Below are 25,091 nucleotides of genomic sequence, written 5' to 3'. Positions count from 1 at the left end.
CGTGGAGCCGGCGGCGGATCGTCAGTCGATGCTGGCAGCGACCGCAATGCGGCTGCTGTTTCCCCCCAGAACACCTTAAAAGTAACTACCGATGACCCACGCGCCGGTGTACCGGCTCTCCCCTGAATACGGATGGCCTAGGCTAAGGATAGTTCGGATTCGGAAAGATAAAGAAGGGATGCGCTAGAAGACGGGCTGACCGTTCGTCAGATGGCTCGCGAGCCCGCGTAGAACGCGGGATCAGCTGTCATAAAAATATTTTTTATCAGCCTTGCGCGGTTTCGTCAGGGTAAGTGGCGCGCCACAGCTCAAAGCCGCCGTCCACGCTGTATACGTCGGAGAAACCCTGGCCCACCAGGTAAGCGGCAGCGCTCTGGCTGGAGTTGCCGTGGTAGCAGACAACGACCAGCGGCTTGTCCAGATCGGCCTTGGCAATGAAGTCGGCAATCGAGTGATTGTCCAGATGCACGGAGTCAGGAATGTGATTGCTTTGAAAAGTCTGCGCATCACGAACATCGACCAGCACTGCACCTTGCTCGCGCAGTGCCTGTGCCTGTTCAGGTGGAATACGTTTGAATTCGGTCATTGCCTGGGCTCCTGAGCCTGGGGGTTAGTGGCGGTGCCGGCCTGTGCGCTTGTAACAAGCCCGTTGGCGGCCTGGCCGACAGCATCGCAATTGCATTGGTGACGTTCAAGGGTATCAACGTTGAGCAGCGTCATCGAGCCGCCCCAGACACATCCGCTGTCGAGGGCAAAGACGCCGGGCTCGTTGCAGCGACCCTCAAGCGCCGCCCAGTGGCCAAAAATGATTTTCAGCTCACGGGTCTTGCGTTTCGGGTGGCTGAACCAGGGCGCATAGCCAGGTATGGCGGTTTCAACGCCTTCCTTGCTCTTCAGGTCGAGCTTGCCGTCGCTGGTGCAGAAGCGCATACGGGTGAAGTAGTTGGTAATGACCCGCAAACGCGTGACGCCTTGCAGGTCGTTGTCCCACTTGGCCGGCTCATTGCCGTACATGCCGTCGAGAAAAGCGCCATACAGCTGGTCGTCCTGAAGTGCATGCTCGACTTCGGCTGCGTGCTTCAAGGCCTTTTTCAGCGACCACTGCGGCGCGATACCGGCATGCACCATGGCGACGTTGCGTTCTGCATCGTAGTGCATCAGCTTTTGCCGACGCACCCAGCCGAGCAATTCGTCACGATCCGGCGCTTCAAGGATTTCGCGCAGCGTATCGCCTTTTTTGAGCAGTTCGTGTTTACGGGCGACGGCAAGCAGGTGCAGGTCATGATTACCCAGCACACACACCAGCGATTCACGGAGGCCGTACAGGTAGCGAAGTGTTTCCAGCGATTGCGGACCACGGTTGACCAGGTCGCCCACCAGCCAGAGTCGATCATGCTCGGGGTTGAAGTGGACGTGCTCAAGCAGGCATTGCAGAGGTTCAAGGCAACCTTGCAGGTCACCAACGGCGTACACCGCCATCAGTGCAGCGAACCCGGGACGGCCAGACGAAAGGGCTCTATGACCGCCTCAAAGCGTTTACCGTCTTCAGCCAGCATCTGATAAGAGCCCTGCATATTGCCTACCCGGGTGGTCATTACCGTACCGCTGCTGTAGGTATGGCTTTTACCGACCTCGATCAACGGTTGCTGACCGACCACGCCCTCGCCGCGCACCTCTTCGACATGGCCGTCGCCGTCGGTGATAACCCAGTGACGCGACAGCAGCCTGGCAGGTAATTTACCGTTGTTGTGCACGGTGATGGTGTAGGCGAAAGCGAAGCGGTTCTGCTCGGGTTGCGACTGTTCCGAGAGAAAGCGTGTGACGACGCTGACGTCGACCTTGTAACGAGAATCGGGCATGCAATAGGCCTTGAAATCCATAACGAAAAAAAGGGCGTGTGCGGCAGGTAGACAAGTCTAGGACAAGTAAGCGGGAAATGACGACTGGCAGTGCCGTTTACTTGTCCTCAGGGTTCACTCTGTTACAGCTTTTTCGCTGAGAGTGTCTGCCAGGCGGACGAATGCAGCCAGATCGAGCTGCTCGGGACGCAAGCTGCCGTCTACTCCGGAAGCGGTAATCTCGTCGCTGGTCAACAGCAGCTTGAGCGTGTTGCGCAGGGTCTTGCGACGCTGGTTGAACGCTTCACGCACGATGCGCTCCAACACACGGTGATCCTTGGCAGGGTGCGGCAGTGTTTCATAAGGGACGAGGCGCACAATGGCCGAGTCCACTTTCGGTGGCGGATTGAACGCCCCCGGTCCTACGTTGAACAGATGCTCCACGCGGCAATGGTACTGGACCATGATCGACAGGCGACCCCAGTCACCGCCGCCCGGACCTGCAGCCATGCGCTCGACCACTTCCTTCTGCAACATGAAGTGCATGTCGCGGATCAGGCTGGCGTTCTGCAACAGATGAAAAATCAACGGCGTCGAGATGTTGTACGGCAGGTTGCCCACGACACGCAGGCTGCGCGGTTCGGCGCCCAGACTGTTGAAGTCGAACTTCAGTGCATCACCCTGATGCAGGTTGAAATTCGGCTTGTTGCCAAACTGGCCGGTGAGGATCGGGATCAGGTCCTTGTCCAGCTCGACCACGTCCAGCTGCGCGCCGCTGTTGAGCAGCCCTTCGGTGAGTGCGCCCTGGCCCGGTCCGATTTCCAGCAGCCGGTCTTCAGGTTTGGCACGAATGGCGCGCAGGATTTTGTCGATAACGCCTGCGTCGTGCAGGAAGTTCTGCCCGAAACGCTTGCGCGCCCGGTGTTGGTATTGCTCGGTCATGAATGGGTCTCGGCCATCTGGTAGGCGGTTTGCAGTGCAACGTGCAGGCTGCCGGTATCAATGTTCGCGCTGCCAGCCAGATCCAGCGCCGTGCCGTGATCGACAGAAGTGCGGATGATCGGCAGGCCGAGCGTCACATTGACTGCTGCGCCGAAACCTTTGTATTTCAGCACGGGCAAGCCTTGGTCGTGGTACATCGCCAGCACTGCGTCGCAGTGCTCCAGATATTTGGGGGTAAACAGAGTGTCGGCAGGCAGTGGGCCGCGTAAGTCCAGGCCCTCGCTGCGCAGGCGCTCCAGAGTCGGTTCGATGATGTCGATTTCCTCTCGGCCCAGATGCCCGCTTTCGCCAGCATGAGGGTTGAGGCCGCAGACCAGAATACGCGGGTGGGCAATGCCGAACTTGTTCACCAGATCGGCATGCAGGATGCGTGTCACGCGCTCCAGTCGGTCCGGTGTTATGGCATCAGCCACTTCGCGCAACGGCAGGTGCGTGGTCACCAGTGCCACGCGCAGGTCGCCGGTCGCCAGCATCATCACCACCTGTTCGGTGTGGGTCAGTTCGGCAAGAAATTCGGTGTGTCCGGAAAAAGCGATACCGCCGTCGTTGATGACGCCTTTGTGCACCGGGGCAGTAATCATCCCGCTGAACAGCCCGTCGAGACAGCCTTGGCCAGCGCGAGTCAGGGTTTGCAGCACGAACGCTGCGTTGGCCTTGTTCAGCACACCGGTTTCTACCGCAACTGCCAGGGGCGTATCCCAGACATACAGGCTGCCGACAGGCGCAGGCAGGTCGGGAAGCGAATCAGGGGTGACGTCAAGCAGACTGACCGCCACACCCAGTTGCGCGGCCCGCTCAAGGAGCAGGTCACGGCTGGTGATGGCAATCAGAGGGTATGGCTGAGGCTGCGTGGCGAGCAGCAGGCAAAGGTCAGGACCAATGCCGGCCGGCTCGCCGGGTGTCAGGGCGAAACGCTTGGGTTTCACTGCGCAGCCTGGGTCGCGCCAGGGAGTTTGATCTCAACGTAGGCTTCGTCACGGATCTGACGCAGCCAGGTTTGCAGCTCTTCGTCGTACTTGCGGTTACGCAGTACGTTCAACGCCTGCTGTTCACGAGCTTGGTCGGTAGCGTCCGTGGAGCGACGACCGAGTACTTCGAGAACATGCCAGCCATACTGGGTCTGGAACGGTTTGGACAATTCGCCTTGTGGCGTTTCGTTCATGACCTGACGGAATTCCGGAACCAGAGAGTTCGGATCAACCCAGTTCAGATCGCCGCCATTGAGTGCCGAGCCCGGATCTTCCGAAAAGCTTTTCGCCAGTTCGGCGAAGTCTTCGCCATTCTGGATGCGGTCGTAGATTTTCTCGGCAAGACGCTTGGTCTCTTCTTCGTTACGGATTTCGCTCGGTTTGATCAGGATATGACGCACATGCACTTCATCACGCATTTGTGCCTGCCCTTGGCCGCCACGTTTTTCCAGCAACTTGAGGATAATGAAGCCGCCCGGCGTGCGCGCTGGAGGCGTCACGTCGCCGACAGGCATCGCGCTGAGCATGTCACCGAACGGCGGTGGCAGTTGCGCAGCCTTGCGCCAGCCCATGTCACCGCCTTCCAGTGCATTTTCGCTGGAGGAGGTGGTTGCTGCGAGTCGGGTGAAGTCAGCACCTTTCTTCAGTTGGTCATAAATGCCCTTGGCTTTGACCGCAGCAGCCTGGATGGCGTCCGAAGAGGCGCTGTCAGGCGTTGCGATCAGAATGTTGGCCAGGTGGAACTCTTCAGACAACTGAGCCTTGCCCTGATCGGAGGCGAGGAAGTTTTTCACTTCCTGCTGGGATACCTGGATACGTTCGGCCACCCGGCGCTGACGCACACGGCTGATGATCATTTCCCGGCGCACCTGCTCGCGTGCATCGTTATAGGACAAGCCGTCATGAGCCAGTGCGGCGCGGAACTGCTCCACGCTCATGTTGTTGCGCTGGGCAATGGTGCCGATGGCCTGATTGAGTTCGTCGTCGGAGACACGAATGCCGGACCGTTCGCCCATCTGCAGCTGCAGGTTTTCCAGAATCAGACGATCCAGAACCTGCGGTTGCAGAGCTTCCGCAGGCGGTACACCAGAGCCGCGCTTGGCAATGGTTTGCTGAACCTCACGTACACGCTGGTCCATCTGGCTTTTCATGATCAAGTCGTTGTCGACGATGGCCACGATACTGTCCAGAGGTTGAACCGCAGCATGCACTGCACCGCTCAGGAGTAACGCGCCCAGCATCAGCGGGCGCAGACAATCAGAAAGCTTGGTCTTCACGTTCACGATAACCTTGAATGCCTTTGTCGAGGAAGCTGTCTACCTTGGCGCCAGTTACACCGCCGAGCCCCTTCAACACGATTTGTAGGAATATGCCGCGGTCGCCTTTCTCGTTCTGAGGCGCTGCCTGGCTGAACTCGTCGTAATCGACCCAGTAGCGGTTGACCAGACGCATTTTCCAGCAGCAGTTGTCGTACTCGAACCCGCCGAAAGCTTCGATGGTGCGCGCACGGTTGTAGTCATACTGCCAGCGGCTGATCAGGCTCCACTGCGGCACGATGGGCCAGATGACCGAGAAATCGTGCTGCTGGATCTTGTAGTAGTCCTTCACGTAGTTGGCATCGCCCGGACGTCCGTAGTCGCCACCGCCCACGATCCAGCGGCCAGTGCTTTCGTCGTAACGAATCTGGTCGTTGCGATAGCGATAGCCGAGGTTGACGATCTTGTTCGGGTTGTCTTCAGGCTGGTAATGGAACATTGCGCTGCCCGAACGGGTGCTCTTGCTGTCCGGATCCCAGTTGAAATCGGAGTTGAAGCGCCAGTCGCGGTTGAAGCGGTATTCGTATTCCAGTGCATAAGGCGAAACGTTGGAACGCGCATCATCACGGTCAGCGAACACCACGCCAGGCAACTGCACCTTGCGGTCTTCGAAATACAGCGCCTGACCGATGCTGAAGCGTTGGCGTTCAAAGCCGTTGCTTTCAATCCAGCGGTTGGTGATACCCAGCGACAGCTTGTTCTCGTCGCCGATGCGGTCGGAACCGGTGAAGCGGTTGTCACGGAATAGCGAGGCATAATTGAATGTGCTTTCGCTGGTGTCGAATACCGGGATGTCGGTCTGGTCTTTCTCGGGTACATAGAGATAGAACAGGCGCGGTTCCAGGGTTTGACGGTAATCCTTGCCGAACCAGTTGGTGTTGCGGTCGAAGTACAGGCCGCTGTCGACGCTGAAGATCGGCACGCTGCGGCTTTGACTACTGCTGTATTCCTCGCCAGCCAGAAGCGAGCTTTTGCCCTGACTGTCCAGGTCCAGCGCGTACTGGGTGTAGACGTACTTAAGCTTCGGTGTCAGGAAACCATAGGTCCAGTTCATTGGCAGGCTGACGGACGGCGCCAGATTCAGGCGGTCCCCGTTTGCCCGGGCAAGGCCGGAGATGTTGTTGTCCAGGCGTGTCTCGGAGTTGCCATCTTCATCAATGAACGCGCCGCTGCGCAGATCACGTTCAAAACGGACAGCTTCTGTCTGATAATCGAACTTCAGACCACCCGGGTTGTACGGCAAGGTGCCGTTAAGCGTCAGCTGTGGCAGGCGGTTATAAGGTGTGATGTTCGCGACCGTCGCCAGCTTGTAAGCCTGGGCGTTGAGCGTTGCCACGTAACTGTCGCCACGGTAGGTCAAAGAGCCCTGCTGGTTGAGGAAATCCGTCCGTTTAACGCCGATCTGATCGGTTTCCAGATCCTGGAAGTAATACGGGTCGCTGATGTCGGTGTAATCAACCTGGGTCAGCCAGCGCGTATCAAGTCCGCCCTTGTGCTGCCAGTTGATCATCCAGCGAGTCTTGTCGTAGTCCGACTGAAGCTTGCGGTCGTCATTCTCGTCGTTCAGGTACGCGCCGCCAAACTGGCCTTCGCTGCCTTTGGTCAGGTAGCGGAACTCGCCTTCCATCAGCAGGCCGCGGTCAGCCATGTAACGCGGGTACAACGTGGCGTCGTAGTTCGGTGCCAGGTTGAAGTAGTACGGAGTAACGAGCGTGAAACCGTTATCGCCGCCTGCCGCAATGGACGGCGGCAGGAAACCGGACTGACGACGGTCGTCGATCGGGAAGTAGATATACGGCGTATACAGAACCGGTATGTCCTTGACCCGCAGGGTAACGTTGGTCGCTGTACCGAAGCCGGTGGCCGGGTTCAGCGTGATGTTGTTGCCTTTGAGCGTCCAGGCGTTGCTGTTCGGCTCACACGAGGTGTAGGTGCCGTCCTTGAGCCGGATGATCGCGTTCTCTGCACGCTTGGCGTACAAAGCGTTACCGCGAATGTTCGACTTGTGCAGGACGTACTCGGCATTGTCGACACGGGCTTCGCCGGTATCGAGTTGCAACTCGGCCTTGTCACCGACGATCAGCGCGCCGTTGTCGCGCAGACGGACATCGCCGTTCAGCTCGCCACGGTTCTCGGCCTGATGCAGTGCGGCCTCCTGGGCCTGTACCTGCATGCTGCCCTGGCGCAACACGACATCACCTGCCAGCGTCGCGACCTGCGCTTCCTGTTCGTAACGCGAAGCCTTGGCTCCGACGAACATAGGCGCGTCTTTCATCGGCGTCTTGTCGTCCATGCCTGGGCGTATCGGCTCGACGTAGGCACCCGAGCAATACGGACCGGTCTCGGCCAGTTGTGCTGCGGTCAGCTTTTCGCGAGGAACCCAATCAAGGTGGCTGTAGTCAGCACTACGCGACCGCAGACCTTTGCCCTTGGCTTCGGTAACCAGTTGCGTACCTGCAACCTGCTCACCCGAAGAGGTGCCTTGCGAGGTGACTGTGCCGTTGGAACTGACCGACGTCGTGTCATGCACGGGGCGCGGAGGCAGGTCCACTGCAGCAGCATTGGATTTCGGCGCACAGTTCCAGGCACCCGAAGCAGAGACTGAGCAGTCATACTGTTCCGCGGCGACCACGAACTGAGTGGCCAGAGGTTGCATCGCCAGCAGACTGCCGGTTACGAGCAACGGAAATTTTTTACGAAACGCGGGGGATTTCAATGCCATCTTATTAGTCCGGGCTTCCTGCGCGCCATCTGCCCGCGGGGGGGCCGCACGCCTCTCGATGGGCTGAAAAAGATTCCGGATAATAAAGCATGACCCGCTTGACGGCTAGCGCCGTCGGAGACCCTTGTAATGTCAGATCAAGATATACGCCTGCAATCCCTGAAAGTTTGGCTCGATGAGCAGTTGCCAGCGCTGTTTGCGGCGCGAAATTGGGGCGCTGTACCCCCGGCCACATTGACTGCGGCCAGTAGTGACGCAAGTTTTCGTCGTTATTTTCGCTGGGAGGGCGCTGGCCGAACTTTTATTGTGATGGATGCGCCACCACCGCAGGAAAACTGCAAACCGTTTGTGGATATCGCCCATTTACTGAAAAAGTCGGGCATTAATGTTCCGGAAATTTATGCCGAAGACCTGAAGCAAGGCTTTTTGCTGCTCAATGATCTTGGTCGTCAGACCTATCTGGATGTGATTGACGCTGACAATGCCGATGCCTTGTTCGCCGATGCAATCCAGGCGCTGCTGGCCTATCAGCAATTGCCGATGGACGCGCTGCTGCCCAGCTATGACGTCGCGTTGCTGCGCCGTGAACTGGAGCTTTTCCCCGAGTGGTACGTAAAGCGCCACCTGGGTATCGAGATGGACGAGGCGCAACTGAGCGATTGGCGGCAGGCCAGCGAGTTGTTGATCAACAGCGCTCTGGCGCAGCCCAAAGTGCTGGTGCATCGCGACTACATGCCGCGAAACCTGATGATCAGCGAGCCCAATCCAGGCGTGCTGGATTTTCAGGACGCTGTCTACGGCCCGGTCACCTATGACGTGACCTGTCTGTTCAAGGACGCGTTCCTGAGCTGGCCACAAGAACGCGTCAGCGACTGGCTCAGAATCTACTGGGATCAGGCGCGTGCCGTTGGTATCCCTGTGCAGGAAGATTTTGCAGCCTTTGAGCGCGCCAGTGATCTGATGGGTGTTCAGCGCCATTTGAAGGTGATCGGTATTTTTGCCCGCATCTGCCACCGCGATGGAAAACCGCGCTATCTGCAAGACGTCCCGCGCTTTTTCGCTTATATAGAGGCAGTTTTGTCGCGTCGCCCCGAGCTGGCCCAACTCGGGCAATTGCTTACCAGTCTGCAGCAACCGGTAGAGACCGCTGTCTGATACGCCAGCGACGGCCTGAAAATGGCTATTTTGAAAGAAACCTGATTGTGTTGAAGAGGACTGCATGAAAGCGATGATTCTCGCCGCCGGTAAAGGCGAGCGAATGCGCCCGTTGACCCTGCACACGCCCAAGCCATTGGTGCGTGCCGGGGGGATGCCGTTGATCGAGTACCACCTGAACGCCTTGCGCGCAGCCGGGTTTCACCAGTTGGTCATCAACCATGCCTGGCTGGGGCAGCAGATCGAGGATTATCTGGGCGACGGTCAGCGTTTCGACCTGAGTATCCGTTATTCCCCCGAGGGCCAGCCGCTGGAAACAGGCGGCGGGATTCATCGGGCATTGCCATTGCTGGGCGTTGAGCCCTTTGTGGTGATCAATGGGGATATCTGGACGGACTATGACTTCAGCGCTTTGCGCGTGCCGCTAGCCGGTCTCGCGCATCTGGTGCTGGTCGATAACCCGGCACATCACCCCACTGGCGATTTCTCGCTGGTTGACGGTCAGGTGCGCGATGACGATTCGGCAGGCCAGCGACTGACCTACAGCGGTATCGCTATCCTGCATCCACAGTTGTTTGCCAACTGTGAGCCCGGTGCGTTCAAGCTTGCGCCGTTGTTGCGTGAGGCCATGCATCAAGGCCTGGTAACGGGAGAGCACCACAGAGGGCGGTGGGTCGATGTCGGCACGCACGAGCGTCTGGCTGAAGTCGAGCACTTGCTTGCGGAGACCCGCTGAATGCTTTGGCCTGGCACATTGATCGGCGCGGGTGTCGGCTATGCAATTGCCAGCATCCCGGGCGCAATGCTGGGTGCTCTATTGGGGCAGGCGCTGGACCGGCGCCTGAAGCTGCAGAGCTGGGCGCATCTGCGCGAGCGTCTGGGCGGGCGGGCGGCGATATCCGCCGATGGGCTGCTGTTTGTGTTGCTGGGCCGTCTGGCCAAGAGTGACGGACGTGTACTGGCCAGTCATATTAATCAGGCCCGTACCGAAATGCGCCGTCTGAACCTGAACGAGGCGGATCAGTTGCGCGCCATCAACGCCTTCAAGCGTGGTCGTGATGGTGCCGACGGGCTGCGCAGTTATTTGCGCGGCCTGCACGGGCAGCCGGACACCGCCGAGGAGCTGTTGCGTGCCTGCTGGCGCATGGCCTGGGCGGATGGCAAGGCTTCCCGGGTCGAGCGTGAGCTGATCGGGGTATGGGGCATGTGGCTGGGCTGGACAGGGCCACAAGTCGAGGCGCTGGCTGCCGATCACGACCCGATGAAGCGTTCGCCGGTCAGCAGCGGGGATGACTACAAAAGTGCGATGACGCTTCTGGGAATAAAACCGGACACCGACCCGTCGAGCATCAAGCGCGCCTACCGCCGGCTGCTCAGTCGGCATCACCCTGACAAGGTTGCCGGCTCGGGTGCCAACCCTCAGCAAGTGCGGGTGGCGACCGACAAGACCAGCCAGTTGCATAACGCCTATCGGGTGGTGAAGGCCCGACGCGGGTTCAACTGAGCCTGCTCGTGCGTCGGGTGCTTGGCGTGAAGCTTATTTTTCTTCCTTGGCGTCTATCCAGCCACGAACCCTGCGGAACAGTTGTTCTTGCTCGGTATCTTCATTGCCTACGATATTGATCAGGCCAATCTGCGTAAAACCGGGGCCTTTGGCGCGTTTGCTGGCCTGCAGGCGTGCTTTGGCGGCCTGGTCCGGCGAGTTTTTGTAGATGAAGTCGGCGGTCTTTATTTTCAGCTGAGGCACCATGTCCAGCAGCGAAGGCGCAGCATTTACCGGCTCGCGCGCAGCAAGCATCACCAGCTTCTGCACGGCAGGCGATGTGCGTTCATTGAGGAATCTGGCTGCCCAGTAGGCGCCGCTGCTATGGCCGATCAATACGATGCTGCGGGCCTTGTTCTGCTGCGCAAAGCTGATCGCGCTTTCGATCCGCGCGAAGATGCGCTCGGCCTGAGCCTTGTTGACTTCCTCGTCGGCAGCTGCCTTTGCGGTTGCTGCGGCAGCCAGGGCCTCGGCTTCAGCTGCCGGGTCTTGCGCTTTCGGACTGGCGTCCTTGGGGGATTCCTTGGGTTTGGCAGCGTTCGCGTCGGTCGGGGCGGCGTCGGGCTCGCGTGGCACCAGGCTGTTGTCCATCGCATCCGGCAGGGTGATGCTCAGGCTTGACCAGCCGACATCCGGAAACTTCCTTCGCAACGGGCCGACGGCATCCGGCCAGTCCGGTGACTCGGCGTCGCCAGGCACAATAATCACCGCGCCTTGGGGGGCGTCACTGTTTGCGGGCTTCCAGAGGGCGAGAAAGCTTTCGTCACCCGCCTGAAGCTGCTGCTGATCCTCGCGAGGCAATTGACGCTCCAGCGCTATCGCGTCTTCCTGTGAGCGGCTGAGCAGCGGTGCCCGTTCTACCGGTGCTTCGGCAGCAGCGTCTTTCGCCGGGGCCGGGTCGGCTGCGAGTACAGGCAGTGCGCAAGGCAGGACCAATGACAGAAACAATGCAGGAAACGTTGCGCGAAAGGTGTAGGACATCGGATATTCCAAGCCAGAAACTATCCCGGCAGCCTAATGGGTTGATCGGCTTTTGTCAGGCCTGAGCCTGCGCGGCATATGGCCGTCATACGAACACACGAGAGCGACACATTGATGATTGGTCTTCTGCGCACCGGCTTTATCGGCTGCCTGGCTTTGCTCTTGATGGTTCAGATGGCCAGTACGCAGGCTGACGAGCCACAAATGCCTGCGTCTGCGCAGTTGAGTTCAGCACAGCGTAGCTGGCTCGACCAGCACGGTCCGCTGCGGGTGGGTCTGGTGTTGCGTGCGCCTTATGCTCAGTTCGATCAGCGTTTGCAGCAGTTGTCCGGAGCCAATGTCGACCTTATGAATGCGCTGGCTTCGATGCTGCCGGTCGAGTTGCTGTGGCGAAACTTTCCTGATCAGGCGGCGCTTGAGAAGGCCCTGGCCAATGGTGAAATCGATGTTGCGCCTGGCTTGATGCAGAGCCCGGCGGGCCTGCGTCTGTGGTTGTTTTCCGATCCGTATCTGCGTGTTTCGCAACTGTTGATCGGCGAACGTGATGGCAGCACTGCCGTGGACCTCGAGAAACTCGACAGCCTTTCGCGGGTTGCTGTACGCATGCCAGGCCCTGCCGCCGATTACCTGCGCAGCAACTTTCCGCACCTGAACCTGCAAGGCGTGCCGCTGGAGCGTCAGGCGCTGCAATTGCTGCTCAGTCAGCAGGCACGCTATGCCGTGGTGGACGAAGCGCAGCTCAGCCGCCTGCTCCGCGAGCCGGAATTTGCCGGGCTGGCGGTAGTGGGGGATATCGGGCTGCCGCAATTGTTGCGCGTGGCTTCGCGCCGTGACATGCCTGAGCTGGCCGCCATCGTCAGCGAAGCGTTGCGCGCGATTCCTGCCAAAGAGCTTGAGCAACTGCACGCGCGCTGGATGCCGCTCACCCCATCGCATTTCATCGAGTCGACCAAGCTCTGGAAAAACCTGTGCATTCTGCTGCTGGTGATGCTGCTGGCCTGTTTTGCGATCGTGGTCTGGCAGCGTCGCCAGCAGCAGGCGCAGGAGCAGGAGTTGCTGCGCGCGCGTGAAGAGCTTGCCCGTCGCGTTGAAGGTGAGGAGGCGCTGCGTCTGGCGCAATTCTCCATCGACCAGAGCACCGTCGGCATCCTTTGGGTCAATTGGGACAGTCGTGTGCGTTACGCCAACCGGGCGGCGGAATCCATGCTCGGCTACGCGCCGGGACAGGTGGTCGAGCGCCCGCTGATTGATTTCGAGCCCGGTCTGCATATGGACCGCTGGCTCAACCTGTGGAAGAACGCGCGCTCTCTTGAAGACAGCCCGCAGGTGTTCGAGACCCATTGTCTGCGTGCTGATGGCAGCCTTCTGCCTACCGACGTTTCGTTGAGCTTCCTGCGCTTTCGTGAGGCGGAATACCTGGTGGTGTTTCTCAGTGATGCCAGTGAACGACGCCGTGCGCATGATCAGCTACGTGAATTGTCAGCCCACCTGGAAAGCGTGCGTGAAGAAGAGAAGGCGCGTATTGCTCGCGAGGTGCATGACGAGCTGGGGCAGATGCTGACGGTGCTGAAGCTGGAAACGTCGATGTGCGAGCTGGCCTATGCAGATCTGGATACCGGCCTTGGTGAGCGACTGGACAGCATGAAGCGTCTTATCGCTCAACTGTTTCAACTGGTGCGTGATGTTGCCACGGCATTGCGGCCACCGATTCTCGACGCCGGCATTGCGTCGGCCATCGAGTGGCAGGCACGCCGTTTCGAGGCGCGTACGCAAATCCCTTGTCTGGTGCAGGTCCCGGACAACCTGCCAGTGCTTAGCGATGCGAGAGCCACAGGCATGTTCCGGATTCTTCAGGAAGCGCTGACCAACGTTATGCGCCACGCCCAGGCGCACACGGTGGAAATCAGCCTGACGTTGCAGGATGGCGTGATGTGCATGACCATCGCCGATGACGGGCAGGGGTTTGTCGTCGAGTCGGGCAGGGTGGTTTCATTCGGTCTGGTCGGGATGCGCGAGCGGGTGCTGATGCTCGGCGGCAGACTGGAGCTGGACAGCGAGGCCGGTGAGGGCACAACCTTGCGCGCCTACATCCCGTTGGACCCCGTCGCACAGGAGCGAAGCCAGTGATTCGTGTTTTGGTAGCCGAAGACCACACCATCGTGCGTGAAGGGATCAAGCAACTGATTGGTCTGGCCAGAGACCTGCAAGTGGTCGGTGAGGCCAGCAACGGCGAGCAGTTGCTCGAAACCTTGCGTCATGTGACTTGCGAAGTGGTTTTGCTGGATATCTCCATGCCCGGCGTCAATGGTCTTGAGGCGATTCCGCGAATTCGCGCACTGGCCAGTCCGCCCGCCATTCTGGTGCTGTCGATGCACAATGAAGCACAGATGGCGGCACGTGCGCTGAAAGTCGGCGCCGCAGGTTATGCCACCAAGGACAGTGACCCGGCACTGCTGCTGACGGCAATTCGTCGGGTAGCGGCAGGCGGGCGCTATATCGACCCGGACCTCGCCGACCGCATGGTCTTTGAAGTGGGCCTGACCGATAGCCGGCCTTTGCACTCATTGTTGTCGGAGCGCGAGTTCTCGGTGTTCGAGCGCTTGGCGCAGGGTGCCAACGTCAACGACATCGCCCAGCAACTGGCATTGAGCAGCAAAACCATCAGCACCCACAAGGCGCGGCTGATGCAGAAAATGAAACTCAACTCACTGGCCGATCTCGTCAAATACGCGATGGAGCACAAGCTATTCTGAGTCTGAAAACGACACTCCAGTTGAGTGTCGGGTCGGTGCCTTACTCACAACTATCGTGCGACGCTCCGCGTCGGCATGCCGTTCTGGACGCTCTGCGTCCTCTTTTGTGACGCAGAGCGTCACGCACTGCATTCCCACGCTGGGGCGTGCGCAACGATCAGGCTCACTCACATACTCAATCGCGCCATCGCTGTAGGGCAATCCCTACCCCCCGCCTTCCAGCCGGCCTAGGCGATTCTCTCCCGGCTGCCGATTTGCGGGGCATTCAGGCTGCTCTAGGCTTGAGCCCACGCAGACAAAACAAAGGTGTGGGTAATGAGCGACGTCGATACAAGCGCTGGAGCAAATGATGTTCTGGTCAGCTTTCGTGGTGTGCAGAAGAGCTACGACGGCGAAGCACTGATCGTCAAAGACCTCAACCTGGACATTCGCAAGGGCGAGTTCCTGACCCTGCTCGGTCCGTCCGGCTCGGGCAAGACCACCAGCCTGATGATGCTGGCCGGTTTCGAGACCCCGACGGCTGGTGAAATCCTCCTCGGTGGCCGCGCCATCAACAACGTGCCGCCGCACAAACGCGACATCGGCATGGTATTTCAGAACTACGCCTTGTTTCCGCACATGACTGTGGCCGAGAACCTGGCGTTCCCGTTGTCGGTGCGTGGCATGAGCAAGACCGACGTCGGCGAGAAGGTCAAAAAGGCACTGGGCATGGTCCAGTTGGACACGTTTGCGCATCGCTACCCGGCGCAGTTGTCCGGTGGCCAGCAGCAACGCGTGGCGCTGGCACGCGCGCTGGTGTTCGAACCCCAGCTGGTGCTGATGGATGAGCCGCTCGGCGCCCTCGACAAGCAGCTGCGCGAACACATGCAGATGGAGATCAAGCACCTGCACCAGCGCCTGGGTGTGACCGTGGTCTATGTGACCCACGACCAGGGTGAAGCCCTGACCATGTCCGACCGGGTCGCCGTCTTCCATCAGGGCGAGATCCAGCAGATCGCACCGCCACGCAGCCTGTACGAAGAGCCGAAGAACACCTTTGTGGCCAACTTCATCGGCGAGAACAACCGGCTGAACGGACGTCTGGTCAGTCAGGATGGCGACCGTTGTGTCGTCGAGCTTGAGCGCGGCGAAAAAGTGTATGCGCTGGCGATCAACGTCGGCCAGCCTGGCGGCCAGGTGACCCTGTCGATCCGCCCTGAGCGCATCAACCTCAATGGTCGCAGCGAGAATTGTGCAAACCGTTTTTCCGGCCGTGTGGCTGAGTTCATCTACCTGGGCGACCACGTTCGCGTGCGTCTGGAGGTAGCAGGCAAGAACGACTTCTTCGTCAAACAACCGATTGCCGAACTGGACCCTGGCCTGAGTGTGGGCGACGTGGTGCCCATCGGCTGGCAAGTCGAGCACGTTCGCGCGCTCGACCCCTTGCAGCAAGTGCATTGATCTACCGATAAAAGCAATAACAGAGGCGACCTGATCGCCCATCCCAATCGCTTACCAACACTGCTTGTGGAGAAAAGAACCTATGTTGAAGTCTTTGAAGTTCACCGCCATCACGTTGGGCCTCATGTGCGCCGCGCAGGCCATGGCAGCCACCGACCTGACCGTCATCTCCTTTGGCGGTGCCAACAAGGCCGCTCAGGAAAAGGCGTTCTACGCGCCGTGGGAAAAGGCCGGTAACGGCAAGATCATCGCCGGTGAATACAACGGTGAAATGGCCAAGGTCAAAACCATGGTCGACACCAAGAGCGTTTCCTGGGACCTGGTAGAGGTCGAATCGCCGGAACTGGCCCGTGGTTGCGATGAGGACATGTTTGAGGAGCTGGACCCGAAACAACTGGGCAATGCCGCTGATTTCGTGCCTGGCGCCATCACCACCTGCGGTGCCGGTTTCTTCGTCTGGTCCACCGTGCTGGCCTACAACGCCGACAAGGTCGCCACAGCTCCAAACGGCTGGGCCGATTTCTGGGACACCAAGAAATTCCCAGGCAAGCGCGGTCTGCGTAAAGGTGCCAAGTACACGCTGGAATTCGCCCTGATGGCTGACGGCGTTGCGCCGAAAGACGTTTATAAAGTGCTGGCCAGCAAAGACGGCCAGGACCGCGCGTTCAAGAAGCTCGATGAACTCAAGCCAAACATTCAGTGGTGGGAAGCAGGCGCACAGCCGCCGCAGTACCTCGCTTCCGGTGACGTGGTGATGAGCTCGGCCTACAACGGCCGGATCGCTGCTGTGCAGAAGGAAAGCAACCTCAAGGTCGTGTGGACCGGTGGCGTATATGACTTCGATGCCTGGGCCATCCCGAAGGGCTCGAAAAACGCCGATGCCGCGAAGAAGTTCATCGCCTACATGCTGAGCCCCGAGCAGCAGAAGACCTATTCGCAGAATATCGCCTACGGCCCGGCCAATACCCAGGCGGTCAAGCTGCTGGACAAGGAAACCCTGCAGAACATGCCGACCACGCCTGAGAACATCAAGGATCAGGTGCAGATGGACGTAGCGTTCTGGACCGACAACGGCGAATCCCTTGAGCAGCGTTTCACTGCCTGGGCTGCCAAGTAAACAGGCTGCATCACGTCAGATCCGGGCGCTCTCTGCTGTAGGGAGCGCCCTCTCGTTGAAAGATTCCGGAGTTCGCTATGGCCATCGCCGTGCCCCTGACTGAAGGCGCCAGCCCTAACTTGAAGCAACGTCTCGCTCGCGCCGAGCGGGTCAACCGCTGGAAGGCTCAGGCATTGATCGCTCCGCTGGTGATTTTCCTGCTGTTAGTGTTTCTGGTGCCGATTGCTGCGCTGCTCTATAAGAGTGTCGGCAACCCGGAAGTCGTGACTGCACTGCCGACCACAGTGGTCGAAGTGCAAAAGTGGGATGGAAAAGGGCTGCCGCCCGAGTCGGTCTACAAGGCAATGAGCCTGGACCTGGCCGAAACACGCAAGAATTCCACGCTGGGCGATCTGTCCAAGCGTCTGAACATGGAACTGGCCGGTTATCGCAGCCTGCTGAGCAAGACCGCTCGCGCCTTGCCGTTCAAGACTGAACCGGCCTCTTATAAAGAAGCGCTCGAAGCGCTGGACGAGCGCTGGGGTGACCCGGCCTATTGGCAGGCGGTGCGCCGCAATACCAGCAGCATCACCCCGTATTACCTGCTTGCGGCGGTAGACCATCGTATCGACGACCTTGGGGAAGTCGCGCCTGCGACCCCGGATCAGTCAATCTATCTGGATATCTTCGCCCGCACCTTCTGGATGGGCCTGGTGATTACCGCGATCTGCCTGGTGCTGGCTTATCCGCTGGCTTACCTGCTGGCCAGCCTGCCTGCGCGGCAGAGCAACCTGCTGATGATTCTGGTGCTGTTGCCGTTCTGGACCTCGATTCTGGTGCGGGTGGCTGCCTGGATTGTGTTGCTGCAGTCGAGCGGTCTGATCAACAGCGCGTTGCTGGCGATGGGCATCATCGACAAGCCGCTGGAACTGGTCTTCAACCGGGTGGGCGTATACATCTCGATGGTTCACATCATGCTGCCGTTCATGATCCTGCCGATCTACAGCGTGATGAAGAACATCTCCCCGACCTACATGCGTGCCGCCATTTCGCTTGGCTGCCATCCGTTCACCAGTTTCTGGCGCGTGTACTTCCCGCAGACCTACGCCGGGATCGGTGCAGGCTGTCTGCTGGTGTTCATTCTGTCGATCGGCTACTACATCACCCCGGCCTTGCTGGGCAGCCCGAACGACCAGATGGTCAGCTACTTCGTCGCCTTCTATACCAACACCAGCATCAACTGGGGCATGGCCACCGCGCTCGGCGGGTTACTGCTCTTGGCGACCATCGTGCTGTACCTGATTTATAGCTGGCTGGTCGGCGCCAGCCGCCTGCGTCTGAGCTGAGGAGTGTCACCATGTTGAACCCTTACACATCGCCGATCGAACGCATCTGGTATTACGCCTTGCGCATCATCTGTGCGCTGGTGCTGCTCTTTCTCGTGTTACCGGTGCTGGTCATCGTGCCGTTGTCGTTCAATTCAGGCAGCTTTCTGGTCTATCCGCTGCAAGGGTTCTCGTTGCAGTGGTATCAGGACTTCTTCAACTCCGCCGAGTGGATGCGCGCACTGAAGAACAGCATGATCGTTGCCCCGGCCGCGACCCTGCTGGCGATGGGCTTCGGCACGCTGGCAGCGATCGGCCTGACCCGCGGCAACTTCCCCGGCAAGGCGCTGGTCATGGCGCTGGTGATTTCGCCGATGGTGGTGCCGGTGGTGATTGTCGGTGTCGCCAGTTACCTGTTCTTCGCGCCGCTGGGCCTGGGCAACAGCTACACCTCGCTGATTCTGGTCCATGCGGTGCTGGGTGTGCCATTCGTGATCATCACCGTGTCGGCGACCTTGCAGGGTTTCAATCACAATCTGGTGCGTGCGGCTGCCAGCCTTGGTGCCTCGCCACTGACCGCCTTCCGGCGCGTGACCCTGCCGTTGATTGCGCCGGGGGTGATTTCCGGTGCGCTGTTCGCCTTCGCGACCTCGTTCGACGAAGTGGTGGTGACGCTGTTCCTCGCCGGGCCGGAGCAGGCGACCTTGCCTCGGCAGATGTTCAGCGGCATTCGCGAAAACCTCAGCCCGACCATCGCTGCCGCCGCGACCTTGCTGATCGGCTTCTCCGTGCTGTTGCTGCTGGTACTGGAGTGGTTACGCGGGCGTAGTGAAAAACTCCGAACGGCTCAATAACCGGGCGCCGCAAGTTTCAAGCTGCCAGCCAAGGCGAATCCATTGGCGTGCAGCTTGAGGCTTACCGCTCCGGGCGAAGCTTGGCGTACAATCCGCGCACCGTGATTCTGCTCAAACAGGTGCGTCATGCAGCCCTTCGTTATTGCCCCATCGATTCTTTCCGCTGACTTCGCCCGTCTGGGCGAGGAAGTCGACAACGTGCTGTCCAGCGGCGCCGACTTTGTCCACTTCGATGTGATGGACAATCACTACGTCCCGAACCTGACCATTGGTCCGATGGTGTGCAGCGCGTTGCGCAAATATGGCGTTACTGCACCGATCGATGTGCATTTGATGGTCAGCCCGGTGGATCGCATCATCGGGGATTTCATCGATGCCGGTGCTACCTACATTACTTTTCACCCGGAAGCGACTCAGCACATCGACCGTTCGTTGCAACTGATCCTTGAAGGCGGTTGCAAGGCAGGTCTGGTGTTCAACCCGGCCACGCCGTTGAACCTGCTGGAGTACGTGATGGACAAGGTCGACATGATCCTGCTCATGAGCGTCAACCCGGGTTTCGGCGGGCAGAAGTTCATTCCCGGTACGCTTAACAAGCTGCGCGAGGCTCGCGCCTTGATCGATGCTTCCGGACGCGACATCCGCCTGGAAATCGACGGCGGCGTGAACGTCAACAACATCCGCGAAATTGCAGCCGCAGGTGCTGATACCTTCGTTGCCGGTTCAGCCATTTTCAACGCACCGGACTACCGGGAAGTGATCGAGAAAATGCGCGCAGAACTGGCAGCATCCCGCGCATGAGCGGCTTTGAGCAGCTGTTTGCAGGCAAGTTGCCCAGGCTGATCATGTTCGATCTGGACGGGACCCTGGTGGACTCGGTCCCTGATCTGGCAGTAGCGGTGGATACCATGCTGGCTGAACTTGGCCGGCCAATAGCCGGGCTTGAATCGGTCCGTGCCTGGGTAGGCAATGGTGCTCCGGTGCTGGTACGCCGCGCACTGGCCAACCAACTCGACCACAGTGGTGTCGATGATGCTCTGGCTGAGCAGGGCCTGGAAATCTTCATGCGTGCCTACGCCCAGAAGCACGAGTTCACCGTGGTCTACCCCGGCGTGCGTGAAACCCTGAAATGGCTGCAGAAGATGGGCGTCGAAATGGCTCTCATCACCAACAAACCGGAGCGCTTTGTCGCGCCGCTGCTGGATGAGATGAAGCTGGGGCGTTTCTTTCGCTGGATCATCGGTGGCGACACCATGCCGCAGAAAAAGCCTGACCCTGCCGCACTGTTTTTCGTAATGAAAATGGCGGGTGTTCCGGCCTCGCAAGCACTGTTCGTTGGCGACTCGCGCAGTGATGTACAGGCTGCCAAGGCGGCCGGTGTTGCCTGTGTCGCGTTGAGTTATGGCTACAACCATGGCCGGCCGATTGCCGAGGAAAACCCGGCAATGGTCATCGATGATCTGCGCAAGCTGATTCCCGGTTGCCTGGACATGGACGCTGAGATACTGTTGCCCGACATCAAACGTCCCTCCTCAAGAGAATCCATCGTGGTGGTCACTCGCAAGCTCTGGATGAAAGTCATCAAGGCCCTGGCCCGCTGGCGTTGGCGCGCCTGACCTGATCCTGGCCGGCCTGCCGGCACGTTTGCCTGACTGACCGTTTTTCCTCAAACCACGAGGTTGCTCATGAACCGTGAAGAATTCCTGCGTTTGGCCGCTGAAGGCTACAACCGCATCCCGCTTGCCCGCGAAACCCTGGCCGACTTCGACACGCCGCTGTCGATCTACCTCAAGCTTGCCGATCAGCCCAACTCCTACTTGCTGGAGTCGGTTCAGGGCGGCGAGAAGTGGGGGCGTTATTCGATCATCGGCCTGCCATGCCGCACCGTGATGCGCGTGCATGGTCATCACGTCAGCGTGACCCATGATGGCGTCGAGATAGAAAGCCTGGATGTCGAAGACCCGCTGGACTTCGTCGAGACCTTCAAGGCGCGCTATAACGTGCCGACGATTGCCGGGCTGCCACGCTTCAACGGCGGGCTGGTGGGCTACTTTGGCTACGACTGTGTGCGCTATGTCGAGAAGCGTCTGGCCAACTGCCCGAATCCTGACCCGCTGGGCGTGCCGGATATCCTGTTGATGGTGTCTGACGCGGTCGTAGTGTTCGACAACCTGGCGGGCAAGATGCACGCCATCGTGCTGGTCGATCCGGCGCAACAGGATGCCTACGCAAGTGGCGCTGCGCAGCTTGATGAACTGATGCACAAACTGCGTCAGCCGATCACTCCGCGTCGCGGTTTGGACCTGGACCGGCCGCCGGCCGCCGACCCGGTGTTTCGTTCCAGCTTTACTCAGGACGATTACGAGGCGGCGGTCGACACGATCAAGCAGTACATCCTCGCTGGCGACGTGATGCAGGTTGTCCCGTCACAGCGCATGTCCATCGATTTCAGCGCCGCGCCCATCGATCTGTATCGGGCGCTGCGCTGCTTCAACCCGACGCCTTACATGTACTTCTTCAACTTCGGCGATTTCCATGTCGTCGGCAGTTCGCCGGAAGTGCTGGTGCGGGTCGAGGACAACCTGATCACGGTGCGTCCAATCGCCGGTACTCGCCCTCGCGGTGCCACCGAAGAGGCTGATCTTGCGCTGGAAGAAGACCTGCTGTCCGATCACAAGGAAATCGCCGAACACCTGATGCTCATCGATCTGGGCCGTAATGACGTTGGGCGGGTGTCCGAGATCGGTACGGTCAAACTGACCGAGAAGATGGTTATCGAGCGTTATTCCAACGTGATGCACATTGTTTCCAACGTCACCGGTCAACTGAAAAGCGGGCTGACGGCAATGGATGCACTGCGGGCGATTCTGCCGGCTGGCACCTTGTCCGGTGCGCCGAAAATTCGCGCCATGGAAATCATCGATGAGCTGGAGCCGGTCAAGCGCGGTGTCTACGGCGGCGCCGTGGGGTATATGGCCTGGAATGGCAACATGGACACGGCTATCGCGATTCGTACTGCGGTTATCAAGAACGGCGAACTGCATGTGCAGGCCGGTGGCGGCATTGTTGCCGACTCGGTGCCGGCATTGGAATGGGAAGAAACCCTGAACAAGCGCCGCGCCATGTTCCGCGCTGTTGCCCTGGCGTCGCAGCCTGCCGAGGGTTGAGCAGGCTTGCTGCTCTGCGTCTCAAAGCAGACGCAGAGCAGCGCACGATAGTCGAGATCATCGTTCCTCACGCTCCAGCGTGGGGATGCCGTGGGTGACGCTCCGCGTCACAGATTTGCGCCGCGCTGCAGTTCTCAGGAGAGGACGCGGAGCGTCCAGAACGGCATGCGACGCGGAGCGTCGCACGATAGTCAGGCCCCGAAAAAGCGCCACGTACGATAGTCGAGATCATCGTTCCTCACGCTCCAGCGTGGGAATGCCGTGGGTGACGCTCCGCGTCACAGATTTGCGCCGCGCTGCAGTTCTCAGGATAGGACGCAGAGCGTCCAGAAAGGCATGCGACGCGGAGCGTCGCACGATAGTCAGACCCCGAAAAAGCGCCACGTACGATAGTTGAGATCATCGTTCCTCACGCTCCAGCGTGGGAATGCCGTGGGTGACGCTCCGCGTCACAGATTTGCGCCGCGCCGCAGTTCTCAGGATAGGACGCGGAGCGTCCAGAACGGCATGCGACGCGGAGCGTCGCACGATAGTCAGGCCCCGAAAAAGCGCCACGTACGATAGTTGAGATCATCGTTCCTCACGCTCCAGCGTGGGAGTGCCGTGGGTGACGCTCCGCGTCATAGATTTGCGCCGCGCCGCAGTTCTCAGGAGAGGACGCGGAGCGTCCAGAACGCCATGCGACGCGGAGCGTCGCACGGTAGTGAAACCCTGAAAAAGCGCCACGCACGATAGTTGAGATCATCGTTCCTCACGCTCCAGCGTGGGAATGCCGTGGGTGACGCTCCGCGTCACAGATTTGCGCCGCGCCGCAGTTCTCAGGAGAGGACGCGGAGCGTCCAGAACGGCATGCGACGCGGAGCGTCGCACGATAGTGAAACCCTGAAAAAGCGCCACGCACGATAGTCAGATTATCGTGCCTCACGCTCGCTCCTGCGGCCTGTCTAGAAACTCATACTCAACGCAACATTTACCCCTTGCTGGGTCACGTCGTCGTTCTTGCGCCAGTTGTAGTTGCCGCGCAGTGTCAGGTCTTGGGTCAGCTTCTGGCTGACGCCCAGCGTTGCCCGATTCAGGTCGCGTTGCGGTGTGTAACCTTCCAGCGTGAAACCCACTGACTGTACGCTGTTGAGCGCCATGGTCACGTCCTGCTGATCGGTCTCGAACTCCCTTTCATGGGCAACTTCTCCCCATACCTGCGTGCTCGGTGTCACCTGGAACTTGCCCTGCAGACCAACGCCTGCACGCCGCGACTTGCGGGTCTGATCACTGAAGGTCAGTGCCGTCGAGCGATCACCTTTTTCCGAGTAGCCATCGACATCGATATGCGCGTAGTCGGCGCTGACAAAAGGCGACAGATGCCAGCGGCTGGCAGCCCCCGCGATGTCGAAGCCGATTCGCCCGCTGGCCGCCCACATCTCGCCGTCGGTATCGCCTTTTTCCTGACCCTCGCTGACCCCCAGCGCGAACTTGCGCTCGGCATTTTCGTAATCAAGCTTGCCGCCCGACACCGCCAGATCACCCCACCAATGGTTGGCCTGATACTGCAGAAACGCGGTGGCGATGTAGCTGTTGAGCTTGTAGTCCGAGTCCCTGGGGCCCGCCTCAAGATTCTGGCGATAAGCCCCGGCAACAACACCGGTGCGCCAGTTTTCGGCAAACCGGTAGCTGCCGCCTATGGTCAGGTTATAGCCTCTTCCGTCAGCATCAGCCGAGCTGTTCTGCGCGTCGAAGTCCATTTTCTGACCGCCTGCCGAAAGCATGCTCTGCCACTGCCCGACACCTTGCCAGTTGCCCCAGTCGCTGAGCCACTGGGCGCGAATTTCGTCCTGATGCATACGCAGCGTGCCATTGGCCATTTCCGGCAGCAGGGAGACTTCCCAAGGGGCCGAAAGCAGCGAGTAGGCGTAGTCGGCCAGCAACCTCTGTCCGGCCTCGGTCGGGTGCACGCGATCGTTGAAGAACAGCCGGTTCGGATTCGGCGTCGTACTGGACCTGCCGTTGGTGGTGCTTTCCCGGCAGCTATTGCCGCTGAAACAGGTGCTGACCAGATTCTCGTTGGGATCGAACCCGAAGCGTGCCGGTTCAGCGAGGATCTCATTGATCAGCAACGGAACGTTCAGCGGAATGATCTGGGCATTGATCTGCGCCAGTCGGCTGACCAGTTGCTGATTGAAGCCCGCGCTGAGTGCCGAGGTGGCCGAAGCCAGTGGCGAACCGCTCAAGGCTGGCGTTTTACCGATGTCCGGCAGCAACCAGACCATGATGTAGCGCGCACCGGCCTGTTGCAGGGCTTGCGCGCTGTCAGCCAGCTGATTGGCGGCTTGCGCTGCGCTGCTGGCACTCACCACGCGACCCTGCAGGAAGTCGTTGCCGCCTCCGGTCAGGTAATAAAGCGCATTGGGGTCGGCGCGAAAACCGTTTGCGGGCAGGTAGCCGGTCCGGCTGCGCAGCAGTGTGCCTGTGTTCGGGTCGACAACGGTGGATTGCGAGTTGATCGACTCAAGAATCTGGTCGGTCCGATAGCCGCCGACTGCCCAGTTATTGCCATCGGGTGCTCCCAGCGCAGCATTGACTGGTGACGTGGAGGCCGCCAGATCTCCTGCCGGAACACCGAGCATTCTGCCAATCAGCGTCGATGAGTTCAGATTGAACACTTCACCGCTGCCGTCCTGATACGTGGGGCCGACACGATTGGTGAACCTTAGCGTAGAGCCCCTTGGCCCTGCGGTATCCGGAAACTGCCCGGAATCGGCCAGACTGTCACCGAACACCACCATGGTCGAATAGGGCGCGGCAGCAGCGGTGCCGCAGGCAAGCGATAACAGGCAGGCTGCGAAGGGCCAGCGCCTCGATGTCTTGGTCATGAACGGATCCCGATTGTTTTTGTTTTGTACCGGAAACGTAGCAAGATTTTTCATGGCTGCAAAG

At 59.7% G+C, this 25,091-nt stretch carries 21 protein-coding genes; 12 read left to right on the top strand and 9 right to left on the bottom strand.

What is annotated here, in order from left to right:
- Nucleotides 1-265: 265 nt before the first annotated feature.
- The 7 genes from glpE to RYC17_RS18845 all read right to left on the bottom strand — a co-directional run bounded on the left by glpE (nucleotide 266) and on the right by RYC17_RS18845 (nucleotide 7,846).
- The gene (glpE, locus tag RYC17_RS18875; protein WP_002551886.1) at nucleotides 266-586 is read right to left on the bottom strand and encodes a thiosulfate sulfurtransferase GlpE; all 321 of its coding nucleotides are present in this window, start codon (nucleotides 584-586) and stop codon (nucleotides 266-268) included.
- Nucleotides 583-1,479 carry a symmetrical bis(5'-nucleosyl)-tetraphosphatase gene (locus RYC17_RS18870; protein ID WP_058400995.1) on the bottom strand — a complete coding sequence of 299 codons (897 nt, stop codon included), beginning with the start codon at nucleotides 1,477-1,479 and terminating at the stop codon, nucleotides 583-585. Before RYC17_RS18870 ends, glpE begins: the two co-directional genes overlap by 4 nt.
- The gene (apaG, locus tag RYC17_RS18865) at nucleotides 1,479-1,859 is read right to left on the bottom strand and encodes a Co2+/Mg2+ efflux protein ApaG (protein WP_058401035.1); all 381 of its coding nucleotides are present in this window, start codon (nucleotides 1,857-1,859) and stop codon (nucleotides 1,479-1,481) included. Before apaG ends, RYC17_RS18870 begins: the two co-directional genes overlap by 1 nt.
- 114 nt (nucleotides 1,860-1,973) lie before the next feature.
- Nucleotides 1,974-2,780: a 16S rRNA (adenine(1518)-N(6)/adenine(1519)-N(6))-dimethyltransferase RsmA gene (gene rsmA / locus RYC17_RS18860; protein WP_058400994.1), complete on the bottom strand. Its 807-nt coding sequence runs from the start codon at nucleotides 2,778-2,780 to the stop codon at nucleotides 1,974-1,976.
- Complete coding sequence (pdxA, locus tag RYC17_RS18855; RefSeq protein ID WP_230016962.1) at nucleotides 2,777-3,766, bottom strand: 4-hydroxythreonine-4-phosphate dehydrogenase PdxA; 990 nt, start codon at nucleotides 3,764-3,766, stop codon at nucleotides 2,777-2,779. The genes rsmA and pdxA overlap by 4 nt, the downstream gene beginning before the upstream one ends.
- On the bottom strand, nucleotides 3,763-5,085 hold the full coding sequence (locus RYC17_RS18850; RefSeq protein WP_316904059.1) for a peptidylprolyl isomerase: 1,323 nt from the start codon (nucleotides 5,083-5,085) through the stop codon (nucleotides 3,763-3,765). Before RYC17_RS18850 ends, pdxA begins: the two co-directional genes overlap by 4 nt.
- On the bottom strand, nucleotides 5,066-7,846 hold the full coding sequence (locus tag RYC17_RS18845; RefSeq protein ID WP_058408548.1) for an LPS-assembly protein LptD: 2,781 nt from the start codon (nucleotides 7,844-7,846) through the stop codon (nucleotides 5,066-5,068). Before RYC17_RS18845 ends, RYC17_RS18850 begins: the two co-directional genes overlap by 20 nt.
- 129 nt (nucleotides 7,847-7,975) lie before the next feature.
- Between RYC17_RS18845 and RYC17_RS18840 the strand changes: the two genes are divergently transcribed.
- The 3 genes from RYC17_RS18840 to RYC17_RS18830 all read left to right on the top strand — a co-directional run bounded on the left by RYC17_RS18840 (nucleotide 7,976) and on the right by RYC17_RS18830 (nucleotide 10,505).
- Nucleotides 7,976-9,001, top strand: coding sequence for an aminoglycoside phosphotransferase family protein (locus tag RYC17_RS18840; protein WP_316904055.1), 1,026 nt, complete (start codon nucleotides 7,976-7,978; stop codon nucleotides 8,999-9,001).
- A gap of 64 nt (nucleotides 9,002-9,065) precedes the next feature.
- Nucleotides 9,066-9,737 (top strand): N-acetylmuramate alpha-1-phosphate uridylyltransferase MurU, encoded by a 672-nt coding sequence (gene murU / locus RYC17_RS18835; protein ID WP_316904053.1) that lies wholly within the window; start codon nucleotides 9,066-9,068, stop codon nucleotides 9,735-9,737.
- Nucleotides 9,738-10,505: a TerB family tellurite resistance protein gene (locus RYC17_RS18830; RefSeq protein ID WP_316904051.1), complete on the top strand. Its 768-nt coding sequence runs from the start codon at nucleotides 9,738-9,740 to the stop codon at nucleotides 10,503-10,505.
- 33 nt (nucleotides 10,506-10,538) lie between these two features.
- Here RYC17_RS18830 and RYC17_RS18825 read toward each other — a convergent pair whose 3' ends face one another.
- Complete coding sequence (locus tag RYC17_RS18825; protein WP_316904050.1) at nucleotides 10,539-11,525, bottom strand: alpha/beta hydrolase family protein; 987 nt, start codon at nucleotides 11,523-11,525, stop codon at nucleotides 10,539-10,541.
- 78 nt (nucleotides 11,526-11,603) lie between these two features.
- Here RYC17_RS18825 and RYC17_RS18820 point away from each other — a divergent pair, with 78 nt between their 5' ends.
- The 9 genes from RYC17_RS18820 (at nucleotide 11,604) to trpE (ending at nucleotide 22,160) form a co-directional block, all read left to right on the top strand.
- On the top strand, nucleotides 11,604-13,652 hold the full coding sequence (locus tag RYC17_RS18820) for a histidine kinase (protein WP_316904049.1): 2,049 nt from the start codon (nucleotides 11,604-11,606) through the stop codon (nucleotides 13,650-13,652).
- Complete coding sequence (locus RYC17_RS18815; protein WP_122280247.1) at nucleotides 13,649-14,278, top strand: response regulator transcription factor; 630 nt, start codon at nucleotides 13,649-13,651, stop codon at nucleotides 14,276-14,278. The genes RYC17_RS18820 and RYC17_RS18815 overlap by 4 nt, the downstream gene beginning before the upstream one ends.
- Before the next feature lie 315 nt (nucleotides 14,279-14,593).
- Entirely contained in the window at nucleotides 14,594-15,718 is a 1,125-nt protein-coding gene (locus RYC17_RS18810) for an ABC transporter ATP-binding protein (protein ID WP_316904048.1), read from the top strand.
- Between the two features lie 82 nt (nucleotides 15,719-15,800).
- Entirely contained in the window at nucleotides 15,801-16,835 is a 1,035-nt protein-coding gene (locus RYC17_RS18805; RefSeq protein ID WP_002551900.1) for a polyamine ABC transporter substrate-binding protein, read from the top strand.
- A gap of 77 nt (nucleotides 16,836-16,912) precedes the next feature.
- Nucleotides 16,913-18,160: an ABC transporter permease gene (locus RYC17_RS18800; protein ID WP_058400986.1), complete on the top strand. Its 1,248-nt coding sequence runs from the start codon at nucleotides 16,913-16,915 to the stop codon at nucleotides 18,158-18,160.
- Between the two features lie 11 nt (nucleotides 18,161-18,171).
- Complete coding sequence (locus RYC17_RS18795; protein ID WP_002551902.1) at nucleotides 18,172-18,993, top strand: ABC transporter permease; 822 nt, start codon at nucleotides 18,172-18,174, stop codon at nucleotides 18,991-18,993.
- A gap of 126 nt (nucleotides 18,994-19,119) precedes the next feature.
- Complete coding sequence (gene rpe, locus RYC17_RS18790) at nucleotides 19,120-19,794, top strand: ribulose-phosphate 3-epimerase (RefSeq protein ID WP_316904046.1); 675 nt, start codon at nucleotides 19,120-19,122, stop codon at nucleotides 19,792-19,794.
- Nucleotides 19,791-20,609: a phosphoglycolate phosphatase gene (locus RYC17_RS18785; protein ID WP_122258498.1), complete on the top strand. Its 819-nt coding sequence runs from the start codon at nucleotides 19,791-19,793 to the stop codon at nucleotides 20,607-20,609. The genes rpe and RYC17_RS18785 overlap by 4 nt, the downstream gene beginning before the upstream one ends.
- 69 nt (nucleotides 20,610-20,678) lie before the next feature.
- Nucleotides 20,679-22,160 (top strand): anthranilate synthase component I, encoded by a 1,482-nt coding sequence (gene trpE, locus RYC17_RS18780; protein ID WP_316904045.1) that lies wholly within the window; start codon nucleotides 20,679-20,681, stop codon nucleotides 22,158-22,160.
- A gap of 944 nt (nucleotides 22,161-23,104) precedes the next feature.
- Here the strand turns inward: trpE and estP are convergent.
- Nucleotides 23,105-25,027 (bottom strand): esterase EstP, encoded by a 1,923-nt coding sequence (estP, locus tag RYC17_RS18775; RefSeq protein ID WP_316904043.1) that lies wholly within the window; start codon nucleotides 25,025-25,027, stop codon nucleotides 23,105-23,107.
- Nucleotides 25,028-25,091 lie beyond the last annotated feature (64 nt).

Source organism: Pseudomonas syringae group sp. J248-6, from assembly GCF_032586995.1.
In the GTDB taxonomy this organism is placed as follows: domain Bacteria; phylum Pseudomonadota; class Gammaproteobacteria; order Pseudomonadales; family Pseudomonadaceae; genus Aquipseudomonas; species Aquipseudomonas amygdali.
This window is presented reverse-complemented; position numbering and strand designations above follow the sequence as displayed.